Source organism: Vulcanisaeta moutnovskia 768-28, assembly GCF_000190315.1.
Lineage (GTDB): Archaea > Thermoproteota > Thermoprotei > Thermoproteales > Thermocladiaceae > Vulcanisaeta > Vulcanisaeta moutnovskia.
The window spans coordinates 1,280,923-1,303,012 of sequence record NC_015151.1 but is presented as its reverse complement, the minus strand read 5'-3'; the positions used below and the strand labels follow the sequence as shown (position 1 = coordinate 1,303,012).

The window sequence follows — 22,090 nt, the reverse complement described above, 5'->3', positions numbered from 1 at the left end:
TGTTCGATCAGTATATATGTATCTTTGGTGCTCTTCCTAGTATCTTCAATGATTCCTGAGCTGCCACGAGCCTAGCCACTGGAACCCTATACGGCGACGCACTGAAGTAGTTAAGTCCCCTACCAACCACCTTAGCCAGTATCTTTATTGAGTCTGGATCACCACCATGCTCACCGCATATTCCAATCTCTATGTCTGGCTTTACGGACCTGGCAGCATCTATGGCTACCTTCATGAGTTTAGCGACGCCCTCCTCATCAATTGTTACGAATGGGTCGTAGGGCAGTACACCAAGCTCCAGGTACTTGCTCATGAACTTATTCTCAACATCATCCCTGCTGAAGCTGAAGACTGCCTGTGTTAGGTCATTTGTTCCAAAGCTCATGAAATCAACAACCTTTGCAATCTTGTCGGCGGTTAGGCATGATCTGACGGTCTCCATCATTGTGCCAATCTTAAATTCAATACTATCGCCATAGGCCTTGAATACCTCCTCAGCCGTGGGCTTGACAACATTGTTTATTATTATCTCAAGTTCCCTAACCTCGGCAACCTGTGGTATCATTATCTGAATCTCAAGATGCTTACCCCTCCTCTTTAGCTCTAGGGCTGCGGATAGTATTGCCTTAACCTGCGCTGCGTAGATCTCTGGGTACGTAATACCAACCCTAACGCCCCTATGTCCCATCATTGGGTTAGCCTCCATCAGCGCCTTAACCCTGGCGAGTAACCTCTCCTTCTCAGGATCCGGCTTGCCCAGGGTTCTAGCCCTAGTCACCTCAGTGACTAATTCCTCGAAGTTTGGTAGGAACTCATGGAGTGGTGGGTCGAACAACCTAACTGTTATTGGGTAACCCTCCATTATCTCGAATATTTCCAGGAAGTCCTTCTTCATCATCTCGGCCAATTGATCAAGCAATTCCCTCCTTTCACCTGGATTATCCGAGAGTATTACCTTCCTAAATAGATCGAGCCTGCCTGGCGCCCTGAACATCCTCTCAGTCCTCAACAAGCCAATACCCTTAGCGCCAAATCTCCTGGATATTGTCGCATCATCCGGTGTATCCGCATTAGCCCTAATCTCGAACACGGATACTGAGTCGGCCATATCGAGGAATTCGAAGAATTCAGGTGGTAGCTTTGGTTCTATCGTTGGTACCTTACCCAGGTAAACACTGCCCGTGAATCCATCAATTGTTATCCAATCACCCTCCTTAATAACCGTATCACCAACCCTGGCAATCCTGGTGCCATAATCAATCTGTAAAGCCTCAGCACCAACAACCGCAGGCCTACCAATTGCCCTAGCCACGACTGCTGCGTGGCTCGTCGCACCACCCCTGCTAGTTAGTACACCTACTGATGCGTAGAAGCCGTGAACATCATCAGGCTTCGTCTCCTCCCTAACCAGGATAACCTGCTTACCAGTCTTGGACCACTCCACAGCCCTATCAGGGTCGAAGACAGCCTGTCCACTCACAGCACCTGGTGACGCAGCTATACCCTTAGTCAATGGCTTACCTGCCTTGGACTCATCAATCCTCGGATAAAGCATTTGAAGTATGTATTCGGGCTTAACACCCATTATTGCCTCCTCCTTGGTTATCATACCCTCCTTGTACATGTCGACCCTGGTCTTCAAAACAGCCAGTGGATTCATCTTAGCGTTCCTTGTCTGTAGGAACCAGAGCTTGCCCTTCTCAATCGTGAACTCCACATCCTGAACCTCCTTCTTAGTCTTCTCAATGAGTTTAACACCATTATACAACTGCTCATAGACCTCTGGCATCTCCTCCTTAAGCTTCTCAATGGGTTTAGGAGTCCTTATACCAGCTACTACGTCCTCGCCCTGAGCATAGGGCAAGTACTCACCATAAAGCTTATTCTCGCCGGTCGCTGGATCCCTCGAGAACACGACACCAGTGGCTGACCTCCAGTCTGCGTTGCCAAACACCATGGTCACTATTGCTGTGGCAGTACAGTCAGCAATTTCCGGCGTTATTTTATTAGCCTCCCTATAGAACCTGGCCCTTGGTGAATTCCAGGACTTAAATACAGCCTCTATCGAAAGCTTTAATTGTTCCCATGGGTCATCAAATACCTTACCAAATCTCCTTATGAATATTTGCTTATAAATCTCGACAAGCTCCTTAAGACCTTCAAGCGGTATTTCCGGGTCCTCCTTAACACCATATTTCCGCTTAATCTCATCAAGCGGTTTATTGAACTCCTCCTCAGGAATGCCTAGGACTATCCTACCAAACATCGCAAGGAATCTCCTATAGGCATCGTAGGCACCATGCTCATTATTAATCCTCTTGGCGAGACCATAAACTGTCTTATCATTAAGCCCCACGTTTAGTACTGTGTCCATCATGCCTGGCATTGATACAGCGGCTCCGGACCTGACGCTGACGAGTAATGGTTTATCAGGATCGCCAAGTTTATACCCAGTCTTTTCCTCAAGGTATTTAACACCCCTAATTACCTCGTCCATTAGGCCCTCAGGGAGTTTCTCACCTCTATCGTAGTATTCCCTACAAGCTCTAGTGGTTATTATTATGCCAGGAGGTACTGGTAATCCAAGTCTGGTCATTAGGACAAGGCTGGATGCCTTACCGCCTATTAATTTAACATCATCAGGATCTGCCTCCTCGAATGTTAATACGTACTTACCGAGAGAACCCATTGTAATTCCTATGAGTCTCTAATTTTTATAAATTTTATTATATCGATCATTATTAATAATTTTTCTATTGATTAATCATTAACAATAATTATAAATACTGAACAAACGAACTCAAATACTTTCCTAAACAAATTCTACTATGGAAATAATTTATGTGTAAAATTAATAATTAAGTTGAGGTCATGATTTTAATGAGATTTTGAACTAGGTTATTGTCTGATTACACCATTAATATTGAGATTAGGTGCATTATTAATGGGCCGGCTGCTGGATTAATTAGACTTATCATTGCTATGACTGGTGCGAAGACTATTGAAACAGTATTAACAACCTTAATGAGTGGGTTAAGTGATGGTCCAGTTGTGTCCTTAAATGGATCGCCAACCACATCACCCACTACCGCGTTCCTATGTGGTTCGCTCTTCTTGCCGAATTTCTGACCATTTACTTCAATACCCTCAATCTCGATGTACTTCTTAGCGTTGTCCCAAGCGCCACCGGCATTAGCCATTAGTAACGCCCTTGGGAAGCCTGCAATTATTACACCGAATATCATCCCAACGAGACCAATCCAACCCAGTGCTAATCCGACGATTATTGGTACAATAACAGCTGATAGGCCAGGCACTAGGAAATTCTTGAGTGCGTGGCTCGTCACTATGTCGATTGCCTTGTTATAGTCAGGCTTCTCCTGAGGCCAAAGCTCAAGTATTCTCTTAGTCCTGAATTGCCTCCTTATTTCCTCAACAAGTTCACCGGCTGCCTTGCCGACCGAGGCTAAGGTACTACTTGAGAAGAAGTATACGAGTGCAACGCCCACTAGGGCTCCTATTATTATCCTTGGGTCAATAACCATTAACTCACCAAAGGCTTGTGTTAGTGGTATTCCCATCCTTTCCACGACCTCGTATATGAAACCAATGAATAATATTAATGCTGCTAAACCAGCACTGGCTATTGCGTAGCCCTTCGTGGTGGCCTTAAACGTATTACCAATTGCATCCAGTGAATCCGTTATTTCCCTCACATCCTCCATACCCGTCATTTCCACAAGGCCACCCGCATTGTCACTGACTGGGCCGTACGAGTCTAGGGAAATGACTATACCCGCAAGACTTAGTAGTCCTACTGAGGCTATTGCTGTGCCGAATATACCGCCTTCAATTCCGTGTGGTGGTATAAACATTGAACCTAATACGTATGAAATACCTAGGGCTGTTATTACCATGAAGATGGTGGGTACGGCACTAAGTAAGCCGTAGGAGTATCCAGCGACAATTACGTTTGACGCCGATAGTGTTGCCTGCATTGCTATGTTTCTGACAGGTGGAAATGTATAGTGGGTGAAGTACTCAGTTACGTATAGGACAACCACTGCTGTTATCATGCCTAGTAGGTCGGATATGAATATGGCCATGGCCTCCATCAATGGGAATGCAAGAAACGCGTATATGGCAACAAGTATGGCTGCAATTATTATTGTTGTATAAAGCGCCATGTTGAGCTTACCCATCGCGGCTGCGGCCAAGTTCTTACCCTTAACCTCACCCCTAACTACCTGAACTCCGATTAATGTACTTATTAATGTTAATGTGGCAACCATTATTGATAATCTAACGAGAGCAGATGTTAATCTAAATACAGCTGCAAGTAATAATGCACCTGCAAGTACTACTACGAAACTCTCGTAAACGTCACTAGCCATACCTGCGCAATCACCCACATTATCACCAACATTATCGGCAATGACTCCTGGATTCCTCGGGTCATCCTCTGGTATTCCAGCCTCAACCTTACCAACTATGTCGGCACCCCAATCGGCGGCTTTCGTGTATATGCCACCGGCGACCCTTATGAACAGTGATATTAAGCTGGCACCAAACGCCACGGGCGCCAGTGCCTCGGCCCATAGAGGTGTTGGTAACACTAATGAGTATGCCATGTAGAGTATTGTGACTATTAGCAGGGCTATGCTGGCCAGTGATAGTCCCATGACGGTTCCCGCCTTAAACGAGGTACTTAGGGCGGATCCCATGCCGTTCTTAGCCATCCAGGCTGTTTTAGCTGCGCTTCTCGTTGTTACGTACATACCCAAGTAACCGGCGATTGCACTGCCTATGGCACCAAGCGCGAAGGCAAGGGCAGCTAACCCAGCCATTAATCCACTATGGAATATGAAGTAATACGCTATCCATATTAATATGGTCAGTACAATGCCTGTGGGTAATATTGTCTTGTACTCCCTCATTAGGAATGTTTTGGCGCCCTCGGCGATGAGCATGTTTATTTCCGTTAATTCCTTCTTCCCTGGTTTAATTCCAAGTACTGAAGCTGCGTTATACCCGGCAAGGGCTAGGCCGATAATTGGTATTATTATTGCCAGTAGTAATTCCAGGGGTAGCATCGTTAAGAGGCGTATTTATGGAATTAATAAACATTATTACTCATTGTGATAGTATCTACCTCATAATAATGTTTAGACCCTAGTACTATATGTACTGATTTTAGACTTACAATGTATTTTTAAGTAAAAAATATTAATCCTTATTTCACAGATAGTAATTGTGTCTCGGGGATTAAGTATTCAACAGGCCGTTAGGATTATTATTGAGGAGAATCCGCTCTACGTAACATTACTGTCCAGCGGCCTTGTTAATCTCTCGGCACTTGCTAGGAACATTAAACCACTTGTTGATACAATGATTGGTAAGGATACTAAGGTGTTCACCATAGTGAAGGCCCTTGAGAGGATCTCCATGAACTATAAATTGGTTAATGAGTACCCTGACATTGTTAAGGCATTGAGTATGGCCGAGATAATAACGTACAGTGGTATGGGTGAGGTTGAGATACCATTAACTGAGGAGAATATGGACAAGGTTGCTAAGCTTAGGGATTTACTTACGGCAGCCAAGGTTCAATTCATAATACTTAATGATGGTAATAAGATACATGTAATAGCGCCATTAATGTACATAGCGAGTATTTGCAATCAAGCTAAGGTTGAGGAGTACGGTATGGTGAGGATAATGTTTGCTGAGAAAGCGCCAGTCGGTATAGTGACATTTCTGGTACAGGTTATGAAGTCTAATCAAATAACTGCCAAGCATGTACTTAGGTATGACAATGATATTTACATAGTTGTTGATAGGGAGAAGACACCACTTCTCCTGGACATAATAGAGAAGATAAGGGTCACAGCAACACTCCAATCAATACAACTAAGCAAGCAATGAGTTGGATTTGGGATTGCTAGGATAAGGATCTTTAAATCCCTTGCATTGTAATAATTACATTGATTATATTGGTGATGATTCTACGGGTACTGATTCAATGATGTCAGCGGCCTCTACTGATCTAAAAGCATTAATATGTAATTAGGGAATAAAATTAAAGGGCCTTGGTTCCTAGATCGGTAATATGTCGAGCATTAATAGGATTATTAGGTTCATTGATGAGGTCCGTAAAACACCAATAGAATTAGTGGTTATTGTTTCCGGCCCTAACTTTAGATACCTGGTTGGTTCCTATATTGAGACCTTTGAGAGGTTTGGTGCATTAATGATTTGTCCAGGTAATAACGCCTATTCCCTAATCTTGCCGAGACTTGATGAGGGTAAGGCCAGGAATACGGGCTTGCCATACATCGTTTATGGCGATGAGGAGGGACCGTTAAATGCCATTAAATCCTTCATTAGCAGTAATTGTGGTACCGTAAGAAGGGTTGGCCTTGAGGGTAGAGCCACGCTAAATTACCTGTGGATTCTACGTGAGGTAATTGATGGGTTTACTGATTCATCTATTGATGACTTACTGACAACAATGAGGATTAGTAAGGATGAAAGTGAGTTGGCGAATATTAAGACTGCTGTTAGGGCCATTGAGGAGGGCATAAAGGCTGCTCATGAGTCCATTAGGCCGGGAATGACCGAGGTCGAGGTGGCTAAGGTAATTGGTGAAGCCATTAGTGGTGCTGGTGCCGAGCCTAGAGACGTACTTGTTCAGTCCGGTCCACACTCCGCAATACCTCATTGGTTACCTTCCAGGAGGAGGATCGAAGTTGGCGATGTGATTGTTATTGACGTAACGGCAACCTATAATGATTATTACGGTGACTTAACAAGGACGTTCGTGGTTGGTAATCCACCTAGTGATTTTAAGTTAGTTCATAACCTCGTTAGGAGGGCTCATGACGAGGCAATAGCCAGCGTTAGGGAAGGCGTTACCGGTGCTTACATTGATTCGATTGCCAGGAGGGTCATCACTGAGGGTGGTTATGGGCAGTATTTCATTCATAGGACTGGGCATGGGATTGGGCTTGAGGTTCATGAGGAACCGTTCATAAGTCAGTCATATGATAAGGCATTATTGAGGGGTAGCGTATTCACTATAGAGCCAGGGATATACCTACCCAACAGGTTTGGTGTTAGGCTTGAGAGCAATATTGTGATTATGCTAGACGGTAGGGTTGAAGTCCTTGATAATTACTGGCCAGACCCAGTGATTGGGATTTAAGTAATGCTTTATTACCTTGCTTTACCGTAATCATTATCGTGATACTATACCTTGTTAGGCATGGGGAGGCGCAGTTAAATGCCCTTGGTATACTTCATTCAAGGAATTATAACGATAATCCACTGACTGATAGGGGTAGGCTTGAGGCGGCCGCTGCGGCGTTACTTCTACATAGAATGGGTGTTAATGGTACGGTATTTACATCGCCATTATTACGTGCACGCCAAACAGCAGGTTGCATAAGCCCTAATTATAAGGTTGATGATAGGTTAAGGGAGATCGACATGGGTGAGTGGGAGCTCAAGAAGATAAGTGAATTGCCATTCGATAATTACAGGAAGGACCCCGTTAGGCATCATCCACCTGGTGGTGAATCAATGGATTCGGTGATGAGTAGAATCGATGATTTCCTGGAATTCGTTAGGAGTATTAACGAGAAGGCGGTAATTGCGGTGAGTCACTGGCACCCTATTGCTACTGCCGTGGCCTTAATAACTGGATTACCACTAAGTAATATCTACAAACTACGCATTAGTACGGGGTCTATAACGGCTATTGACCTGGAGAGTAATGATTTATTACTTCTCAATTTAAGTCCATTAAGAGTATTGAGAAGTCTAGGGTTTAGTGATAGTGAAATAATGATGGAATGCAGTAAGTAGGTGTTACTTGTTATGGGTAATGACTGTGAAGATGTTCATTGGAGACTTGTTGAATTGAATGTAGACCATGCATGCGGACTAGCGAGCCTACTAAAGGTTATTGGTAGGAGGCTTGGTGTTTTTGACGTACCGGATATAGTCGATGTAATGATTTATGGAGATTATGAGTCAGTTAGTCAGGCCTTAGGTGGTTCAGTGGTTATTGAGAGATCCCTGGTTCCAGGGCTTTTCTCACGGGCAATTCTCATAAGGAGCATTCCCTATGCATCCATTGAGGATCTTGTGGTATCCATTGTCATTAATTGGGATATACCATGGTACGTAGCCATTATTAAGGAGTTAATGAGGAATATCAACGTAAGGAGTAGCCTAAGGTGGGAGTGGATCAACGAGGCGCTCAATAGGTTCGGCTTTATGGGGCTCTTCAATAAAATCATTTCACAGTAGGTTCATAAACACAAGCTGGATCTGAACCAAGTGAGTCGCCTAATTCGGTGTATGCCCTTGCCCTTGAACCACCACATATATTCCTAAACTCACACACGCCGCACTTACCGTTGAACCTAGCCTCCCTTATCGTCCTCAGTACTGGGTGCTTCCTATACACCCTCACTATATTGTCCTTCCTGACATTACCAAGCGTGAGTGGTAGGAAACCGCTTGGGTATATTGAACCGTCGCTGGCTACGAATATTATTCCATAACCATCCCTAGTGGGTGTGAAGCTTGGTGGTTTTGCGTTGCTTGGTGGTTCACCCATTAATTCCTTGAGTTCTCTCGTTAGTTCCTGGTATAACTTACCACCCTCATATTTAATGCCGGAGCTCCTCTGCATAATAACCCTCCTGAAGAAGGGCGCCTCCACAGTCCTTATCGGTAATCCATATAGTGATGCATCATATAGGAATTGAACAACATCCTCACTCTCCCAGGGATCCAGTGGCTCAAGCTCCATACCCCTGCCCACACGTATTAGGAAGAACACCTCCCAGGCATTGGCGCCGCTATCCTTAACAATCTTGAATACCTGGGGTAATTCATGGACGTTGAGTTTCATGACCGCCGTATTGACTTGGAACTCAATTCCATAACTCCTCAACTTACTAAATATCTCCAGTGTTGTCCTGAAAACATCAATTCTCTCCAGCGCAGTCCTTCTAATGTAGTTATGGGTCTCGGGTCTTGCGCCATCTAGGCTTATTGATATGGAGTTTACGCGTTCTCTCAGTTCCTTAAGTAAATCATCATTTAATAACTTTGTTGATACTGCAGGTGATAAGGCCACCGGTATTCCCAGGGATTTGGCATGATCAATTAATTCCAGTATATCGTCTCTAGTCAATGGATCACCGCCCGTGAGTATCAGTACTGGGTATGGCTTGCCAAACCCCGTCAAATCCTCAATGAATCTCTTAGACTCCTCAGTACTTAACTCAGTGGGTAATGGCTTGAGCAACGCATTAGCCCTACAGTGCCTACATGCCAATGGGCATGCCTTGGTGGTCTCATAAAATACCAGTAATGGCTTTTCCTCAAGTGGCCATTTATGCATTGCCTGCAAATCAGGTCTTCTCATTTAATAACTTACTTCCTAATGTTATTTTGGCAGTATCCGTGTAAGTAAGGTTTTATACTGGTTAAGTACCTGCCTAATTGATTAGATGATTAACATAACGAATTTAGTAGTTGGAGGTGGTACAGTAAGCCTGTCCATTAAGGGTCATGACTACGTGAAGAGTGATAGGGAGTTTACGGACATCAGTAGGCCGTTAATTTTCTGGAACATAACGTATAGGTGTAACCTAAAGTGCATTCATTGCTATATAAATGCGATTCAAGGCATCTCGAGGGATGAGTTAACGACCGAGGAGGCCCTTAGGGTTGTTGATGATGCCCATGAGTTGAGAACACCGTTACTTATCATTAGTGGTGGTGAGCCATTAGTTAGGGAGGATATTACTGAGGTAATGAGAAGGGCTAGTGATTATGATATAAAGGTTTCCCTGAGTACAAATGGCACATTGATAACCAGGGATTGGGCCCTAAAGCTTAAGGAACTAGGTACTCAGTATGTTGGTATAAGCATTGATTCACCGATTCCCGAGATTCATGATAAGATAAGGGGTATTCCAGGGGCTTGGGACTTGGCGGTTAAGGGCATTAAAAACATAATGGAGGTTGGAATACCAGTTGGTATTAGAACCACAGTTACTAAGTTGAATATCGATCATGCACCCGAGGTTATAGAGTTGGCACATAGGTTGGGTATTTCAAGAGTAGCGTTTTACCACCTAGTACCCAGTGGTAGGGGCAGGGGTATCCTTAATTTATTACCGAGTTCTGACCAACTACTGAGATTTTTAATTAGGTTAATAGATACTGCTAGGAATTATCCTGATGTTGAGGTATTAACCGTGGATAATCCTGCTGATGGTGTCGTCGCCTCTCTGTTGTCAAGTAGTGATGAGGGTGAGTTCATGGGAAAGTTAAGGCTTGTAAGTAGGATGGGTGCGTGTAGTGCTGGTAGGAAGGTAATGTCGATATACCCCAATGGTGATGTTTACCCATGTCAATTCTTCAATGATAAACCAATGGGTAATGTCAGGAGGGAGAGGCTAACTGAGATTTGGCTGAGGCCTAGGGAAAACACGGAATTAGTGATTAGGCTTAGGGAGAGGAATTACGGTGATTCACCATGTATGAGATGCCCATACCTAAGGTATTGTGGTGGTTGCAGAGTTAGAGCCGGCGTACTTAATAACGATGTTTGGTCCATGGATCCACTATGTACCATGGAATCATTGCTACGGTTATGGAGACTTGGTGAGATTGGTCTTAAGCCTTGGCAGGTTAGGATAATGAGAGGATTCGAAGAATCACTGAGTATTAATGATAATTAGTTTCTCGCTTAAACTATATTAACGTAATAACAAAGTACAAAAACCAGTTATTTAACGATTACAGTGTACAAATGGTTGATTTGATAGTGAGAGTATTGGGTAGTGGTGGGGAGGTTGGTAGGATGGCGATTTTTGTTAAGGATATAAATTCTGATAGGGGTTTTCTCTTTGATTATGGTGTGAATTTTGACGAGAATGATAAACCAGTAATGCCCAGTCATGTTAGGCCCAGGGACATAATGGCAGTATTCCTAAGTCATGCGCATCTTGATCATTGTGGTGCATTACCAAGCCTATACGTTAGCTCACCACCGCCTGTCTATGCAACCCCCCTAACCCTTGAGCTTGCGGATATAATGTTTAAGGACGCCATTAAATTAAGCGGTTATTACCTGCCCTATGAGGATGAGGAGATTAAGGCAGTACTTGATCATGCAATACCCGTAACTTATGGTGAGGATATTGACATATCAAAGGATGTAAAGGCAACAATAATAAATGCCGGTCATGTGCCGGGCAGTATGTTGACGCTATTGGAGTTGAATGGCGCCCGAGTGCTATTTACTGGCGATTTCAATCTTGCATCATCAAATCTATTACGTGGTGCTGATGTTAATAGCGTCCCTAAGGATGTTGATGTGGTTATTATGGAGGGCACATACGTAGCTAATACGCATCCACCTAGGGAGGAGGTTGAGAGGGAGTTCATTAAGGTTATTAAGGAGACCATTGAGAGTGGGGGCTCAGTATTAATTCCCGTATTAACAATTGGTAGAGCTCAGGAGATCCTAATAACACTTTATAAAAATGGTATTGATTACCCAATAATAATTGATGGATTAGCAAGACTTGCAAATCAAATAGTGGCTAAGTATCCGCATTACTTGGCAAATCCTGAGCTTTACCTTAAGGCTGTGGAGAATAGTCTCGAGATTACCACAGATTATCAGAGAAGGTCCTTATCAAAGGAACCCGTAATAATAGTGTCACCAGCAGGTATGTTGAAGGGTGGCGCTGCAGTCTATTACCTAAAGAGGTTAAGTAGGGATAGAAGGAATGCCATCATCCTGCCCAGTTATCAAGCGCCAGATACGCCGGGTTTTGAATTATTAACGAGGGGTAGGGCATTCATTGATAAAGGTGAGGTAGTTCTTGATGCTAAGCTCTATTGGTTTGACTTTAGTTCCCATAGTGGTAGGGCGGAACTCGAGGCTTTCATTAGGCACTTTAACCCAGATACAAAGATAATACTCGTTCATACTGAGGCTATTAAGGCTTTGCAGTTCCTTGAGAGACTGAAGGTTAAGTACGGCATTGATAATGTACACGTACCAACCAATGAAGAATCAATAATGATAAGGGTAGGTAGGTAATGACCTTAATGAGAGTAAATGGGTTACTGGTGGACTCACGTTGAAAAGGTTTAAAGGCTATATATTTTAACATCGTTGATCACTATGTCCAACATTCGTATAGAGGAGGTTAAGCCAACCTTCGAAAGGATTGGTTTGCATAGCCATATTAAGGGTTTAGGTATTAGGGATGGTAAGGTTCAATTCTCCGCCGATGGTTTTGTAGGACAAGTTGAGGCTAGGGAGGCAGCTTACTACGTTGTTAAGATGATTAGGGCGGGTAAGTTTGGTGGTAAGGGTGTATTGATAGTCGGTCCACCCGGCACTGGTAAGACGGCACTAGCCATAGGCATTGCAAGGGAGCTTGGTCCAGACACGCCATTTGTACAGATAAGTGCTGCTGAGGTCTATAGTATGGAGGTTAAGAAGACGGAGTTCCTGACCAGGGCCCTTAGGAGCGCCATCGGTGTTAGGATCAGGGAGTGGCGTAGAGTTTACGAGGGCGTTGTTAAGAACATAGACATTCAATACGGTAGGCACCCATACAATCCATATGCCCAAATACCCAGGAGTGCCACCATAACCCTAGCCACAAAGGATGAGGAGAAGAAACTTAGAGTCCCTGCTGAGATTGCTGAGCAAGTAATTGAACTCGGGATTGAGGAGGGTGATGTTATTTGGATTGATGAAGAGACCGGTAGGGTCTTTATTCAGGGTAAGGGTGAGGGTAGTGAGGCCTATGATATTTATGTTAAAAAGAAGATTGAGATACCGAAGGGACCTGTCTATAAGGAGAAGGAGATCACTAGGTTCTTCACACTTAATGACCTCGACATTTACCAGGCAAGACAGCAGGGTTTATTGAGTGCAATGATATTTGGGTTTGCCACCGAGGAGCGTGAAATACCCAATGAGGTTAGGAAGGCCGTTGATGAATCTGTAATGAAGTTGATAAATGATGGGAAGGGTGAGCTTGTGCCTGGTGTGTTGTTTATTGATGATGTCCACATGCTTGATATGGAGACGTGGGCATACCTTAGTAGGGCTATGGAGAGTGAGTTGAGTCCAATACTTATCCTAGCCACTAATAGGGGTATAACGAAGATTAGGGGTACGGATATTGAGTCGCCACATGGCGTCCCGCTGGACATGCTTGATAGGCTCATTATCATTAGAACGAAGCCATACATGGCTGATGAGGTTAGGGAGATAATAAAGATTAGGGCTAGGGAGGAGAAGGTTTCACTGGCTAATGACGCACTTGAGGAGTTAACCAAGATAGGCACTGAGGAGAGCCTTAGGTATGCGATACAGTTACTGGCGCCTGCCCAGTTGAGGGCTCAGGAGGTTGGTCACAAGGAGATCACTAAGGATGATATTGAATATGTCAAGAAGTTGTTCCTTAGTGTTAGGGAGAGTGTTCAGTACGTTAAGGAGTATGAGAATTACTTCCTACGTTAACTTTCTACAATTAAAGAAAAGTTAAGATTAAAAAGGCAATAGGTAATGCCGATTAGGGGGTGTTGATGCTTAGCCTTAATGATGTTGTTCAAGCAATATACACGGTAACTAGGGTTGTGACAGTACCTGTCAATATACATGCAATTGTTTACCTAGCCGGTAGGGATTGGGCAATGTTCGAGAGAGATGGCGCGTACGTCATTTATAAAACAACGGATACTCAGGGAAATCCCGTAACGATTAGGTTAAGGATCAGGGAGACAGGTTCATCCGTAAGTCATTATTACGAGATTTACGGTATGGAAATGCAGTTTAAGTATATGGGTCATGACTTCCTAGCCGTATACCCAATAAGTGGTGGTTTTAGTAAGGCTAAGGTTGATGATAAGTACCTACTCGACATAAGCACTAAGATTGGTGGTGGTGAACCATGCATCACGGCATTACGAATTGGCCAAGTACCAGCAATATGCAAGCAGATTGGTAAGTTTTACCTAGTGATTGCTAGGATGTGATCAGTAGCGGCGTCCTGCATCATTGTTCTGTTGGGTTCATCCTCATCACGCCCTATTACAGGAAATAAGAAATTGGTTTATATATAACTCTTTAGTTATTTTCAGGCATTAAGGATGTCGAGGTTTATACGAGACTTTTGGGGAAAAATATTATCACCGCTTTACGTGGGAGAGAGGGAGTTCCTGGGTAGGTTAGTGACTCATATTGAGCTTAGTCAGAGGGCAATAGCTATACTTGAGGACATGGTCTTAAGTGCTGTGGAGGATAACAGTGTTAGTAAGACCAAGGTTTCCGAGGGTATGAGGGAGATAGCTGCACTTGAGCGTGAGGGTGATGAGATTGTTAGGCAGGTAAATGACTCAGTACTTAAGGGGGCTGTTCCAATAACCACAGCATCGATCATGGATACAATACTCAATAAGTCAGATGATATACTTGATGGTATTCACGTATTATCAAGGGAGTTGAGACGTACGTATTACCTATGCAATACTGAGCCGGTCAGGAAGTTCCTTGGAGAGGAATTCCTGGAAATGCTTAGGATAGGTAAGGAAGCCCTGAGAATGCTTCTTGAAATAATGAATAACCTGGATAAGAAGAGCTTTAGTGACATTAGGGTTATGGTCATGGGTATACAGAAGCTTGAGGAGGAGGTTGACGATATAAAGGATTCAGCCCTTGATAAGTTGTATTCAAATGCCAAGGAGTTAACATATGTGGAGTTCATGAGCAGTATGAGCCTAATATTCGGCATCGATGATGTACTCGACTCAATAAAGGATATAGCCTATATGCTATTAACATTAGTTAGTACGTATGGTGCTTAATGAGAAGATTAACGTGAGGGCAGTACTATTTGATTATGATGACACGATAATGGACGTTAGTGAGGCAAGAAATTATGCGAGACAGGTTATTGCTTATGAGTTATCATCAATCACTAATTTTGATCAGGATCACATACTCGGGGTAATTAAGGATGTTGAGATCAGGATGGAGTCCGTTGGTCAATTTGATAGGAGGATTTGGTTTAAGGAGGTAGCTAAGGCATTGAATGTTGAATTAAGTATTGACGAAATTAATAAACTCGTTAGAGTTTATTGGGATTCATGGCGTTTAAGAAGTAGGTTGTTCCCTGATGTCATGCCTACCCTAAGTGAATTAAGGAGGTGTGGCTTTAGGCTTGGTATAGTGACGAATACTGATGGTGAGCCAGGTCTTAAGAGGGGTAGAATACGTAGGGATGGAATTGATGAGTTTTTTGACTTAATAGTAGTTGCTGGTGATGATACGAAATATGTAAAGCCGCATCCTGAACCATTCATAAGAGCGTTACATATACTGGGTATGCCAGGTAATGAGGTGATTTATATTGGTGATAGAGTAAGTACTGATGTTCCTGGGCCTAAGGCTGTGGGGATGTACGTAGGAATTATTAAAAGATATAATTCCTTAAATACTGGAGATATTAACGATAACATTAATCCAAAGCCAGACTTTATAATTAATTCATTGTTTGAATTATTGCGGATCCTCGAATGTCTATAGAGTAATGCATATTAATAGCTGTTAATATTGCTGACCAATGAATGATGCAGGTAATATAAAGGGCGTTAATTACGATGACCTGCCACTGAGGAAGCTTGGTAAATACTTTTGGCTTGCTTGGTTCACGGCATCCATGGGGCAATTCGTGGATGCTTACGACACATTAATAATAGGTGCCGCACTACTTTATTTAAAGCCATTATGGAGGTTAACACCCGTAGAGATCGGCCTATTAGCGGCGTCAGCCTTCATAGGTGTTGCCCTGGGCGCCGTACTATTTGGGCCAATTGCTGATAGGATGGGTAGAAGACTGCTCTATATCTATGACTTAGTATTCTTCGTGGTCTTCGGCGCTCTCTCGGCCTTTGTAACGAACTTCTGGGAGTTATTCACAGTGAGGTTTTTACTGGGTATAGGTATTGGTGGTGATTACTCATTATCACCAACGATGGTAGCTGAGTACGCACCGGCAAGACGCAGGGGCTTCGCACTTGCGTCAATGAATAGTTTCTGGGGCATTGGTTCTGTCGTTGGCTTCCTATCTGCATATGGCATGGCAGTTGCCTGGGGAAACACGAATCCAGACTTTACCTGGAGGTTCATGCTTGGTAGTGAGGCAATTTGGGGTCTGGTAGTCATTTTACTTAGGATGGGTATCCTTGAATCACCTAGGTGGGCTGCATTACAGGAGCAATTGGGCAGGAGAGTTAGGGAGAAGGCTACTGATGTTGTTAAGAAAATGACTGGCGGTAGGGAGGCGAGCTTTGACCCTGGCGTTGTAAGAAAGCCATCGATTAAGGACTTATTCGCTGGTAAAATGTGGATAACAACAATATTCCTATGGGTTTGGTGGCCTGTAGCCGACATAGCCTTCTATGGATCAAACATGTACACGCCATACATTACTAAGGGCCTTGGATTAACAACTACGGAATTATCCTTCCTAGCATCAGCCCTCTACTGGGCTATTGCGCTCCTTGGTTATTACACAACGGCAGTTACCTACGATATATTTGGCAGGAGATTTGTGACAATACTTGGGTCGACAATAATGGGTATTGACATGTTCATTGGATTTGCACTATATGAGATGAAGCTCTTCTCAACTTCCTTGGCATTTCCGCTCGTCATGACCTTATTCACAATATATTACTACTTCATGAATTTTGGCCCTGGTCCATTCACTGTGGCAATGGCCGAGATATGGCCAACTAGGGTTAGAGCTACTGGTCAAGGTCTTGCCGCAATGTTCTCCAGGTTTGGTGCAGCCTTTGCCTCCTTCTATATGCCAGTACTGATTAATCAAATTGGGTATGATGGGGCCTTCATATTGCTTGGTGGCGCAATACTCTTTGTGGCCCTTTGGTCATACCTATTCATGCCTGAAACGAAAGGTTTAACACCATCGCAGATAGAGCAAATGATTCTAGAGGGGAGGATAGGTATATTCTCGTAATAATGACCTTGTTTTAATTACAACCTTAATTATTAATTACTCAATAAGTATCTTTGTTAATTTATCCTTCAGTTTCTCTATTTCAAGCAGTATTAATCCGAGGTTCGGTTCAGGCTTTGCTATCGCCGTTAGTATTAAGTCCTTACTTAATGGTGCTATTAGCAATGTGTCCTTTGTATATTGCACTATGCTTATTGCTGGTTCCCCAAGGCTTAGTTCTACGCCAAGCCTATCTATTGTACCCCTTGCTATTGCAACCATGGCGCTCACAACCTTGGCATTGAATTCATTGCTAACCTTAAAGGCCACGGGTAATCCATCACGCCTGACTACCAATGCACCAACGATGTCTGGAAAGACCCTACTCATGAATTCCTCCAGGGTATCCACGACCTCCTTACCCACGCTGGATTCCATCGTTAAATCTACAGAGTTTTTGATTAAAAATCTTTCTATTCTTTATGAATTAAAGAATTAAGGAAAACACTAACAAACATTAAAAATATTTGTTAGATTAGGTGCTGTGCCAATTAAGGAGCACTTAGACATTATACTCGGTAATTCCACATATCTAGATGATATTAAGCTCAACAATATGGCTTACCTCCACGTAATTAGATCGCCATATGCAAGAGCCAGGATATTAAAAATAGAGGAGCCAGGTACTAAGGCCCTGCTATTTTTCACGGTAAAAACCATAGGTAATCTACTGATGCCAGCGGTGTCCGTACCCAATGCAAGGATAGTTAGGATGCCCGTACTGCCTAGCAATACTGTGAACTTCGTCGGCCAACCAGTGGCTGCGGTAGTCGCCGAGTCCAGGTACTCACTTGAGGATATTGCTGATGAGGTATCAATTGAGTATGAACCATTAAAACCCATAATTACGATAGATGAGGCATTGAAAAATGAGGAAATAATACACCCTGAAATAGACACGAATATATCCCTAGACACCACATTAGAGGGTGGCAATCTTAATGCGTTCAAGGAGGCAGACGTGGTTGTTGAGAGGGAGATTGAACAGGCCAGGCTAGTTGCCAATCCAATGGAACCCAAGGGCTGCATTGTTTATTACGACGGCGACAAACTCCTCGTTTATGCATCAACACAGTCAACATTTAGGGTTAGATCAGACCTGGCTGAGACCCTTGGTCTACCCATTGATAAGATTGTGGTTAAGGCGCCTAAAAATATTGGAGGAGCCTTCGGTAATAAGACGCCAGCTTACCCTGAGTACGTACTTGCTGCAATAGCGTCAATGAAATTGAGAAGGCCCGTTAAGTGGGTTGAAACGAGGACCGAGCACTTAAACAATGCGACTCAGGGCAGAGGCGTTAAGTCAAGAATGAGACTCTATGCTAAGAGGGATGGCACTGTGTTAGGTATTGAGGGTGAGGTCATCGTTAATTTAGGCGCCTATAACTTCACGATAAACGCATCATCGCCATTGTTCATTGCGAATCTATCCACAGGCCCCTATAAAATGATTGCGGCCAGGGTTAGGGCGGTCGGTGTTTTCACAAACACACCACCCTCTGGGCCATACCGTGGTGCTGGTAGGCCTGAGGCTGCGTTGATTCATGAGACATTAATGGATGATCTAGCTGATGAGCTTGGTATGGATCCTGTTGAGGTTAGGAGGAAGAATATAATTAGGGATGGAGAAACCTATAGGACACCGCTGGGCCTTGTTATTGACCCAGCCAATTATCAATCAATGCTTGAGTATGCGGCAAAGCGTTACTACGAGTTCAGGAGTAAGTACCCAGATAAGGGTGTGTCTATTGCCGTTTTTGCGCTGTACGTGAGCGTACTTGGTGGTGAGGGTGTTAAGGCCGTGATAGGTAACGGCAAAATGAGACTAATTATTGGTTCTAGGCCGCAGGGCCATGCCCACATATCGGCCTTTACGAAGTATGCATCAGAGGTTTTCGGAATACCTGGGGAGTTTATTGAGGTTGTGCCTGGTGACACGGAGACACTTAATTATGGTGTTGGTACATTCGGTAGTAGGAGCGCTACCGTGGTTGCGGCTGCCATTACGGAACTAGCCGAGAGAGTTACTTCGAGGTTATCGTTAATGGGTTTATCATTAATCGATGCAATAAGGTCTAAGGATGTGGTTATTGAGGAGGAGGTTGATTATAAGCCTAGCATAGCTGTATTCGCACCAAGTGCTCACGTTGCAGTGGTTGACTTTAACCCAGAGACGCTAACTGCTAGGGTCATTGATTACTACACGGTACATAATGTGGGTAAGCCACTCCTTAAGGATGAGGTTGAGGCCCAAGTCCATGGTGGCGTGCTCCAAGGTCTTGCCCAAGTCCTTTGGGAGGGCGCATTTTATAGTGAGGATGGTACACCATTGCATGCATCGCTTGCGGATTACGGCCTACCAAACACGGGAGATATTACCTATAGGATCACGACGAACGAAATGAATACACAATCACCACTACCTGGTGGCCTTAGGGGTATTGGGGAGTCGGGAACGACGGGTGCCTTGGTATCCGTGTTCCTCGCATTGGAGAAGGCCATAAAAAGTAAAACCAGTGTTAAGGTAAAGCTCGGTAGAACGCCTGTAACGCCGTCCTACCTATATCAATTAATAAGTGGTTTTTAAGTTGTGAATATTATCTCCAATACATCATATTGTTTCAAGTAAGGCCTTTAGTAGGTTTATTGGGAATCTATGGTCCATGCCTAAGTAATCAAGTAGCACTCTGTATAAATTAAATGGCAGTGAACCTGCTAATAAAGTCCTTACCAGGAAGAACTTCGCATCATTTTCACCACAGGTCTTTGCCACCTCCATTGCCTGAAAGGCAGCAAATACTGCGTATATTCCTGGATCGACATTATACGTAGTGAATATTGTTAATACACTATCTGCATATTCACCAACGTCCTTAATCCCAACAAGTTTCTTACTTGCCTCCTGTATTTCCGTAAACTTACTGGCCAGTGTATTTAACTCCCTTGATAGTTCAGGGAATAACTTAATTATTGAATTTACGGCATTCATCGTAACAGCACCATAATTATTTAATAGGCAATCACTAGGTTTAACATCAAGCGATGATGAAATTATGTGAGCAATGTACTTAATAATATCCTTAACATCTGCATTGCCAGCAATGCCAACTATAGTTCCTCCTTCCGTACCCATCCCATTTATTGCGTAACTGAAAAATATAAACATTAAGTAATTGAAATAAAAATTAAACGCCTCTTCAAGACTTGATTATTACGGTATTATTTCAATGTTCATGATAATCTAGGGACACCTATTCTACTGTAAAAAGTGAGCTACAGAGGAATTCAACCTTTATTGTGATTGTTAACCACTTGTCTTCATTACTCGACCTCCACCAAGTTCGCAGGAGTCTAATAGCGGCATTCGTACTCAAGGAAGCAAGGGTATTCAATTAACTAATGTCTAGATTTTTAATTAAAATAAAAAGAAAATTTTTTCCCGAATTATGAAAGCTAAAGTGATGAAGTGCCAGCTGGAGTACTCCGAAATGCCGAGCACCTATCCTAAAGACGAAGTGGACATATACAGGGTAGTTAAGGGCGAGGATGGCAAGTATTACGTGAGACTTGAGTTAATGGGGTTTCCCTACTACTTCACAATTACGAAGGACAAAGTAGTCACCCACACGAAAGAGGCTCTCGAGACTTTCAAGGAAATAGAGCCCAAGGACTGTTCTCCCTGGAGTATCTTCACTGAAATAGTTTACGAAATTATTTACATACTTGGCGAGAAGAGGAACGAGTACTACGCTATCTATGAGAAGCTCTTTGAAGAGGCAATCGCGGGAGAGCCCATTGAAGGCATCGAAGTAGTCCAACTCAGGAGAAAGGCCTATCAGCTGTTCTCTGACGCCACTGTACTTTACTTCGTTGTTAAAAAACTCTCAAAGGAACTGGAAGAGCAGGTGGAGGATGATGCTAAGTTCTCTTTGGATAGGGCCGAGCTACTAATTACGAGATTGTCGGACTTGTATAATTTGTACTACACGAAAGTGCAGTACGACTTAAACGAGGTAATCAAGAAATTGACCTCAGTTTCAATCCTATTCTTGCCCATTACAGCAGTAGCGAGTGTCTATGCGGTGGCCTTTCCCTCTATCTGGCAGAGTCTCTTAAACATTAGTGCACTGATTTTCCTGTCTCCTGTCATAATCGTCACTGCAATAATGGCCGTTTACTTAAGGAGGAAGGGATGGCTATGAGGAGAGTGATCATTACTGCTCAAGCATACATTCCTTTATTCCCTATCAAACTCCAAGAAGATTTTCCTTTTCACTTTCACAGAAAGGCAAATATATTCCTTATAGTATCAGAAAGATAGGGCGGTAATTGGGGGAATTAGAAATAATTAAAATAACAAATAGTCATACAAAAGCATTATAGGCCTTACTCAAGTTGTTTAGTATTGGTGCTAAAGCAAGTGAGGCCGTTATTATGGCTATGGGTTTCCAAGGTATTAATGCCTTGGGCGCCCTTAACTCAATACCGATATTCTCAATAACATCACCTATACACATACCAAACGGCCTAATGCATATCTTCCTTTCGCTAACGTAATTCCTAAGCGATTCATAGGTCTCATAAACAACATTAAACCTGGGGCCAACAAGGTGCTGTAGGTAATCCCTGTTAATCTCAACCTCAGTCTCTATGGTGCCATCATTAAATATTCTTGTATGAAGTTCCCACGGGCCATAAGCCCTCATCGAGAGACTATATGACTCGCCCTTATCAACCGCTAATAGCGTTGGTTTAAATCCCTTCTCAATTAATCCCATGACTGCGCGCCTTATTTCATAACTTGGTATCTTAATGATGAAGATGTTGCTACGTAATCCCCTCATTATTAAACTAAGTGGTATTTTATACCTGGTACCATCCTCGAGCTTCACGTACCAAGGCAGATAAGCAATGTATGTATTTTTCATATACAGAGATTCTATGCGGATCCC

The 22,090-nt window shown here is 43.3% G+C and carries 19 protein-coding genes; 13 read left to right on the top strand and 6 right to left on the bottom strand.

Annotated features, from left to right (window positions below):
* Positions 1 to 7: 7 nt before the first annotated feature.
* Together ppdK and VMUT_RS06810 are read right to left on the bottom strand one after the other, a co-directional pair.
* Positions 8 to 2,689 (bottom strand): pyruvate, phosphate dikinase, encoded by a 2,682-nt coding sequence (gene ppdK / locus VMUT_RS06815; RefSeq protein ID WP_013604685.1) that lies wholly within the window; start codon positions 2,687 to 2,689, stop codon positions 8 to 10.
* 220 nt (positions 2,690 to 2,909) lie between these two features.
* A complete protein-coding gene (locus VMUT_RS06810; RefSeq protein ID WP_013604684.1) occupies positions 2,910 to 5,093 on the bottom strand; it encodes a sodium-translocating pyrophosphatase in 2,184 nt (727 codons plus the stop codon).
* A gap of 160 nt (positions 5,094 to 5,253) precedes the next feature.
* Here VMUT_RS06810 and VMUT_RS06805 point away from each other — a divergent pair, with 160 nt between their 5' ends.
* From VMUT_RS06805 to VMUT_RS06790, 4 genes are all read left to right on the top strand, one after another.
* Positions 5,254 to 5,925, top strand: coding sequence for a hypothetical protein (locus VMUT_RS06805; RefSeq protein WP_013604683.1), 672 nt, complete (start codon positions 5,254 to 5,256; stop codon positions 5,923 to 5,925).
* Positions 5,926 to 6,109: 184 nt separating this feature from the next.
* Complete coding sequence (locus VMUT_RS06800; RefSeq protein ID WP_013604682.1) at positions 6,110 to 7,204, top strand: M24 family metallopeptidase; 1,095 nt, start codon at positions 6,110 to 6,112, stop codon at positions 7,202 to 7,204.
* 38 nt (positions 7,205 to 7,242) lie between these two features.
* A complete protein-coding gene (locus VMUT_RS06795; RefSeq protein WP_013604681.1) occupies positions 7,243 to 7,866 on the top strand; it encodes a histidine phosphatase family protein in 624 nt (207 codons plus the stop codon).
* Positions 7,867 to 7,878: 12 nt separating this feature from the next.
* Positions 7,879 to 8,313 carry a hypothetical protein gene (locus tag VMUT_RS06790; RefSeq protein WP_048057234.1) on the top strand — a complete coding sequence of 145 codons (435 nt, stop codon included), beginning with the start codon at positions 7,879 to 7,881 and terminating at the stop codon, positions 8,311 to 8,313.
* Here the strand turns inward: VMUT_RS06790 and VMUT_RS06785 are convergent.
* Positions 8,300 to 9,418 carry a TIGR04053 family radical SAM/SPASM domain-containing protein gene (locus tag VMUT_RS06785; protein ID WP_148224828.1) on the bottom strand — a complete coding sequence of 373 codons (1,119 nt, stop codon included), beginning with the start codon at positions 9,416 to 9,418 and terminating at the stop codon, positions 8,300 to 8,302. The two genes, VMUT_RS06790 and VMUT_RS06785, sit on opposite strands and share 14 nt — an antisense overlap.
* 109 nt (positions 9,419 to 9,527) lie before the next feature.
* On the opposite strand from VMUT_RS06785, the gene VMUT_RS06780 reads away from it, so the two are divergent.
* The 7 genes from VMUT_RS06780 (at position 9,528) to VMUT_RS06750 (ending at position 17,099) form a co-directional block, all read left to right on the top strand.
* Positions 9,528 to 10,766 (top strand): radical SAM/SPASM domain-containing protein, encoded by a 1,239-nt coding sequence (locus VMUT_RS06780; RefSeq protein ID WP_013604678.1) that lies wholly within the window; start codon positions 9,528 to 9,530, stop codon positions 10,764 to 10,766.
* A 71-nt stretch (positions 10,767 to 10,837) separates the two neighbouring features.
* Positions 10,838 to 12,139 carry an MBL fold metallo-hydrolase gene (locus VMUT_RS06775; protein ID WP_013604677.1) on the top strand — a complete coding sequence of 434 codons (1,302 nt, stop codon included), beginning with the start codon at positions 10,838 to 10,840 and terminating at the stop codon, positions 12,137 to 12,139.
* Positions 12,140 to 12,223: 84 nt separating this feature from the next.
* On the top strand, positions 12,224 to 13,579 hold the full coding sequence (locus tag VMUT_RS06770) for a RuvB-like helicase (RefSeq protein WP_013604676.1): 1,356 nt from the start codon (positions 12,224 to 12,226) through the stop codon (positions 13,577 to 13,579).
* A gap of 65 nt (positions 13,580 to 13,644) precedes the next feature.
* Entirely contained in the window at positions 13,645 to 14,094 is a 450-nt protein-coding gene (locus VMUT_RS06765) for a hypothetical protein (protein WP_048056927.1), read from the top strand.
* 114 nt (positions 14,095 to 14,208) lie between these two features.
* Positions 14,209 to 14,922 (top strand): DUF47 domain-containing protein, encoded by a 714-nt coding sequence (locus VMUT_RS06760; RefSeq protein WP_048056926.1) that lies wholly within the window; start codon positions 14,209 to 14,211, stop codon positions 14,920 to 14,922.
* Positions 14,912 to 15,643 (top strand): HAD family hydrolase, encoded by a 732-nt coding sequence (locus tag VMUT_RS06755; RefSeq protein WP_013604673.1) that lies wholly within the window; start codon positions 14,912 to 14,914, stop codon positions 15,641 to 15,643. Before VMUT_RS06760 ends, VMUT_RS06755 begins: the two co-directional genes overlap by 11 nt.
* Before the next feature lie 37 nt (positions 15,644 to 15,680).
* The gene (locus tag VMUT_RS06750; protein WP_013604672.1) at positions 15,681 to 17,099 is read left to right on the top strand and encodes an MFS transporter; all 1,419 of its coding nucleotides are present in this window, start codon (positions 15,681 to 15,683) and stop codon (positions 17,097 to 17,099) included.
* A gap of 36 nt (positions 17,100 to 17,135) precedes the next feature.
* On the opposite strand, the gene VMUT_RS06745 is transcribed toward VMUT_RS06750, so the two are convergent.
* Entirely contained in the window at positions 17,136 to 17,516 is a 381-nt protein-coding gene (locus VMUT_RS06745; protein WP_013604671.1) for a roadblock/LC7 domain-containing protein, read from the bottom strand.
* 106 nt (positions 17,517 to 17,622) lie between these two features.
* Between VMUT_RS06745 and VMUT_RS06740 the strand changes: the two genes are divergently transcribed.
* Positions 17,623 to 19,725 carry a xanthine dehydrogenase family protein molybdopterin-binding subunit gene (locus VMUT_RS06740; RefSeq protein ID WP_013604670.1) on the top strand — a complete coding sequence of 701 codons (2,103 nt, stop codon included), beginning with the start codon at positions 17,623 to 17,625 and terminating at the stop codon, positions 19,723 to 19,725.
* Positions 19,726 to 19,749: 24 nt separating this feature from the next.
* Here VMUT_RS06740 and VMUT_RS06735 read toward each other — a convergent pair whose 3' ends face one another.
* Positions 19,750 to 20,271 (bottom strand): hypothetical protein, encoded by a 522-nt coding sequence (locus VMUT_RS06735; RefSeq protein WP_013604669.1) that lies wholly within the window; start codon positions 20,269 to 20,271, stop codon positions 19,750 to 19,752.
* Between the two features lie 313 nt (positions 20,272 to 20,584).
* Here VMUT_RS06735 and VMUT_RS06730 point away from each other — a divergent pair, with 313 nt between their 5' ends.
* Positions 20,585 to 21,340 carry a CorA family divalent cation transporter gene (locus tag VMUT_RS06730; protein WP_148224697.1) on the top strand — a complete coding sequence of 252 codons (756 nt, stop codon included), beginning with the start codon at positions 20,585 to 20,587 and terminating at the stop codon, positions 21,338 to 21,340.
* 162 nt (positions 21,341 to 21,502) lie between these two features.
* Here the strand turns inward: VMUT_RS06730 and VMUT_RS06725 are convergent, their stop codons facing one another.
* Complete coding sequence (locus tag VMUT_RS06725) at positions 21,503 to 22,066, bottom strand: hypothetical protein (RefSeq protein WP_013604667.1); 564 nt, start codon at positions 22,064 to 22,066, stop codon at positions 21,503 to 21,505.
* Positions 22,067 to 22,090 lie beyond the last annotated feature (24 nt).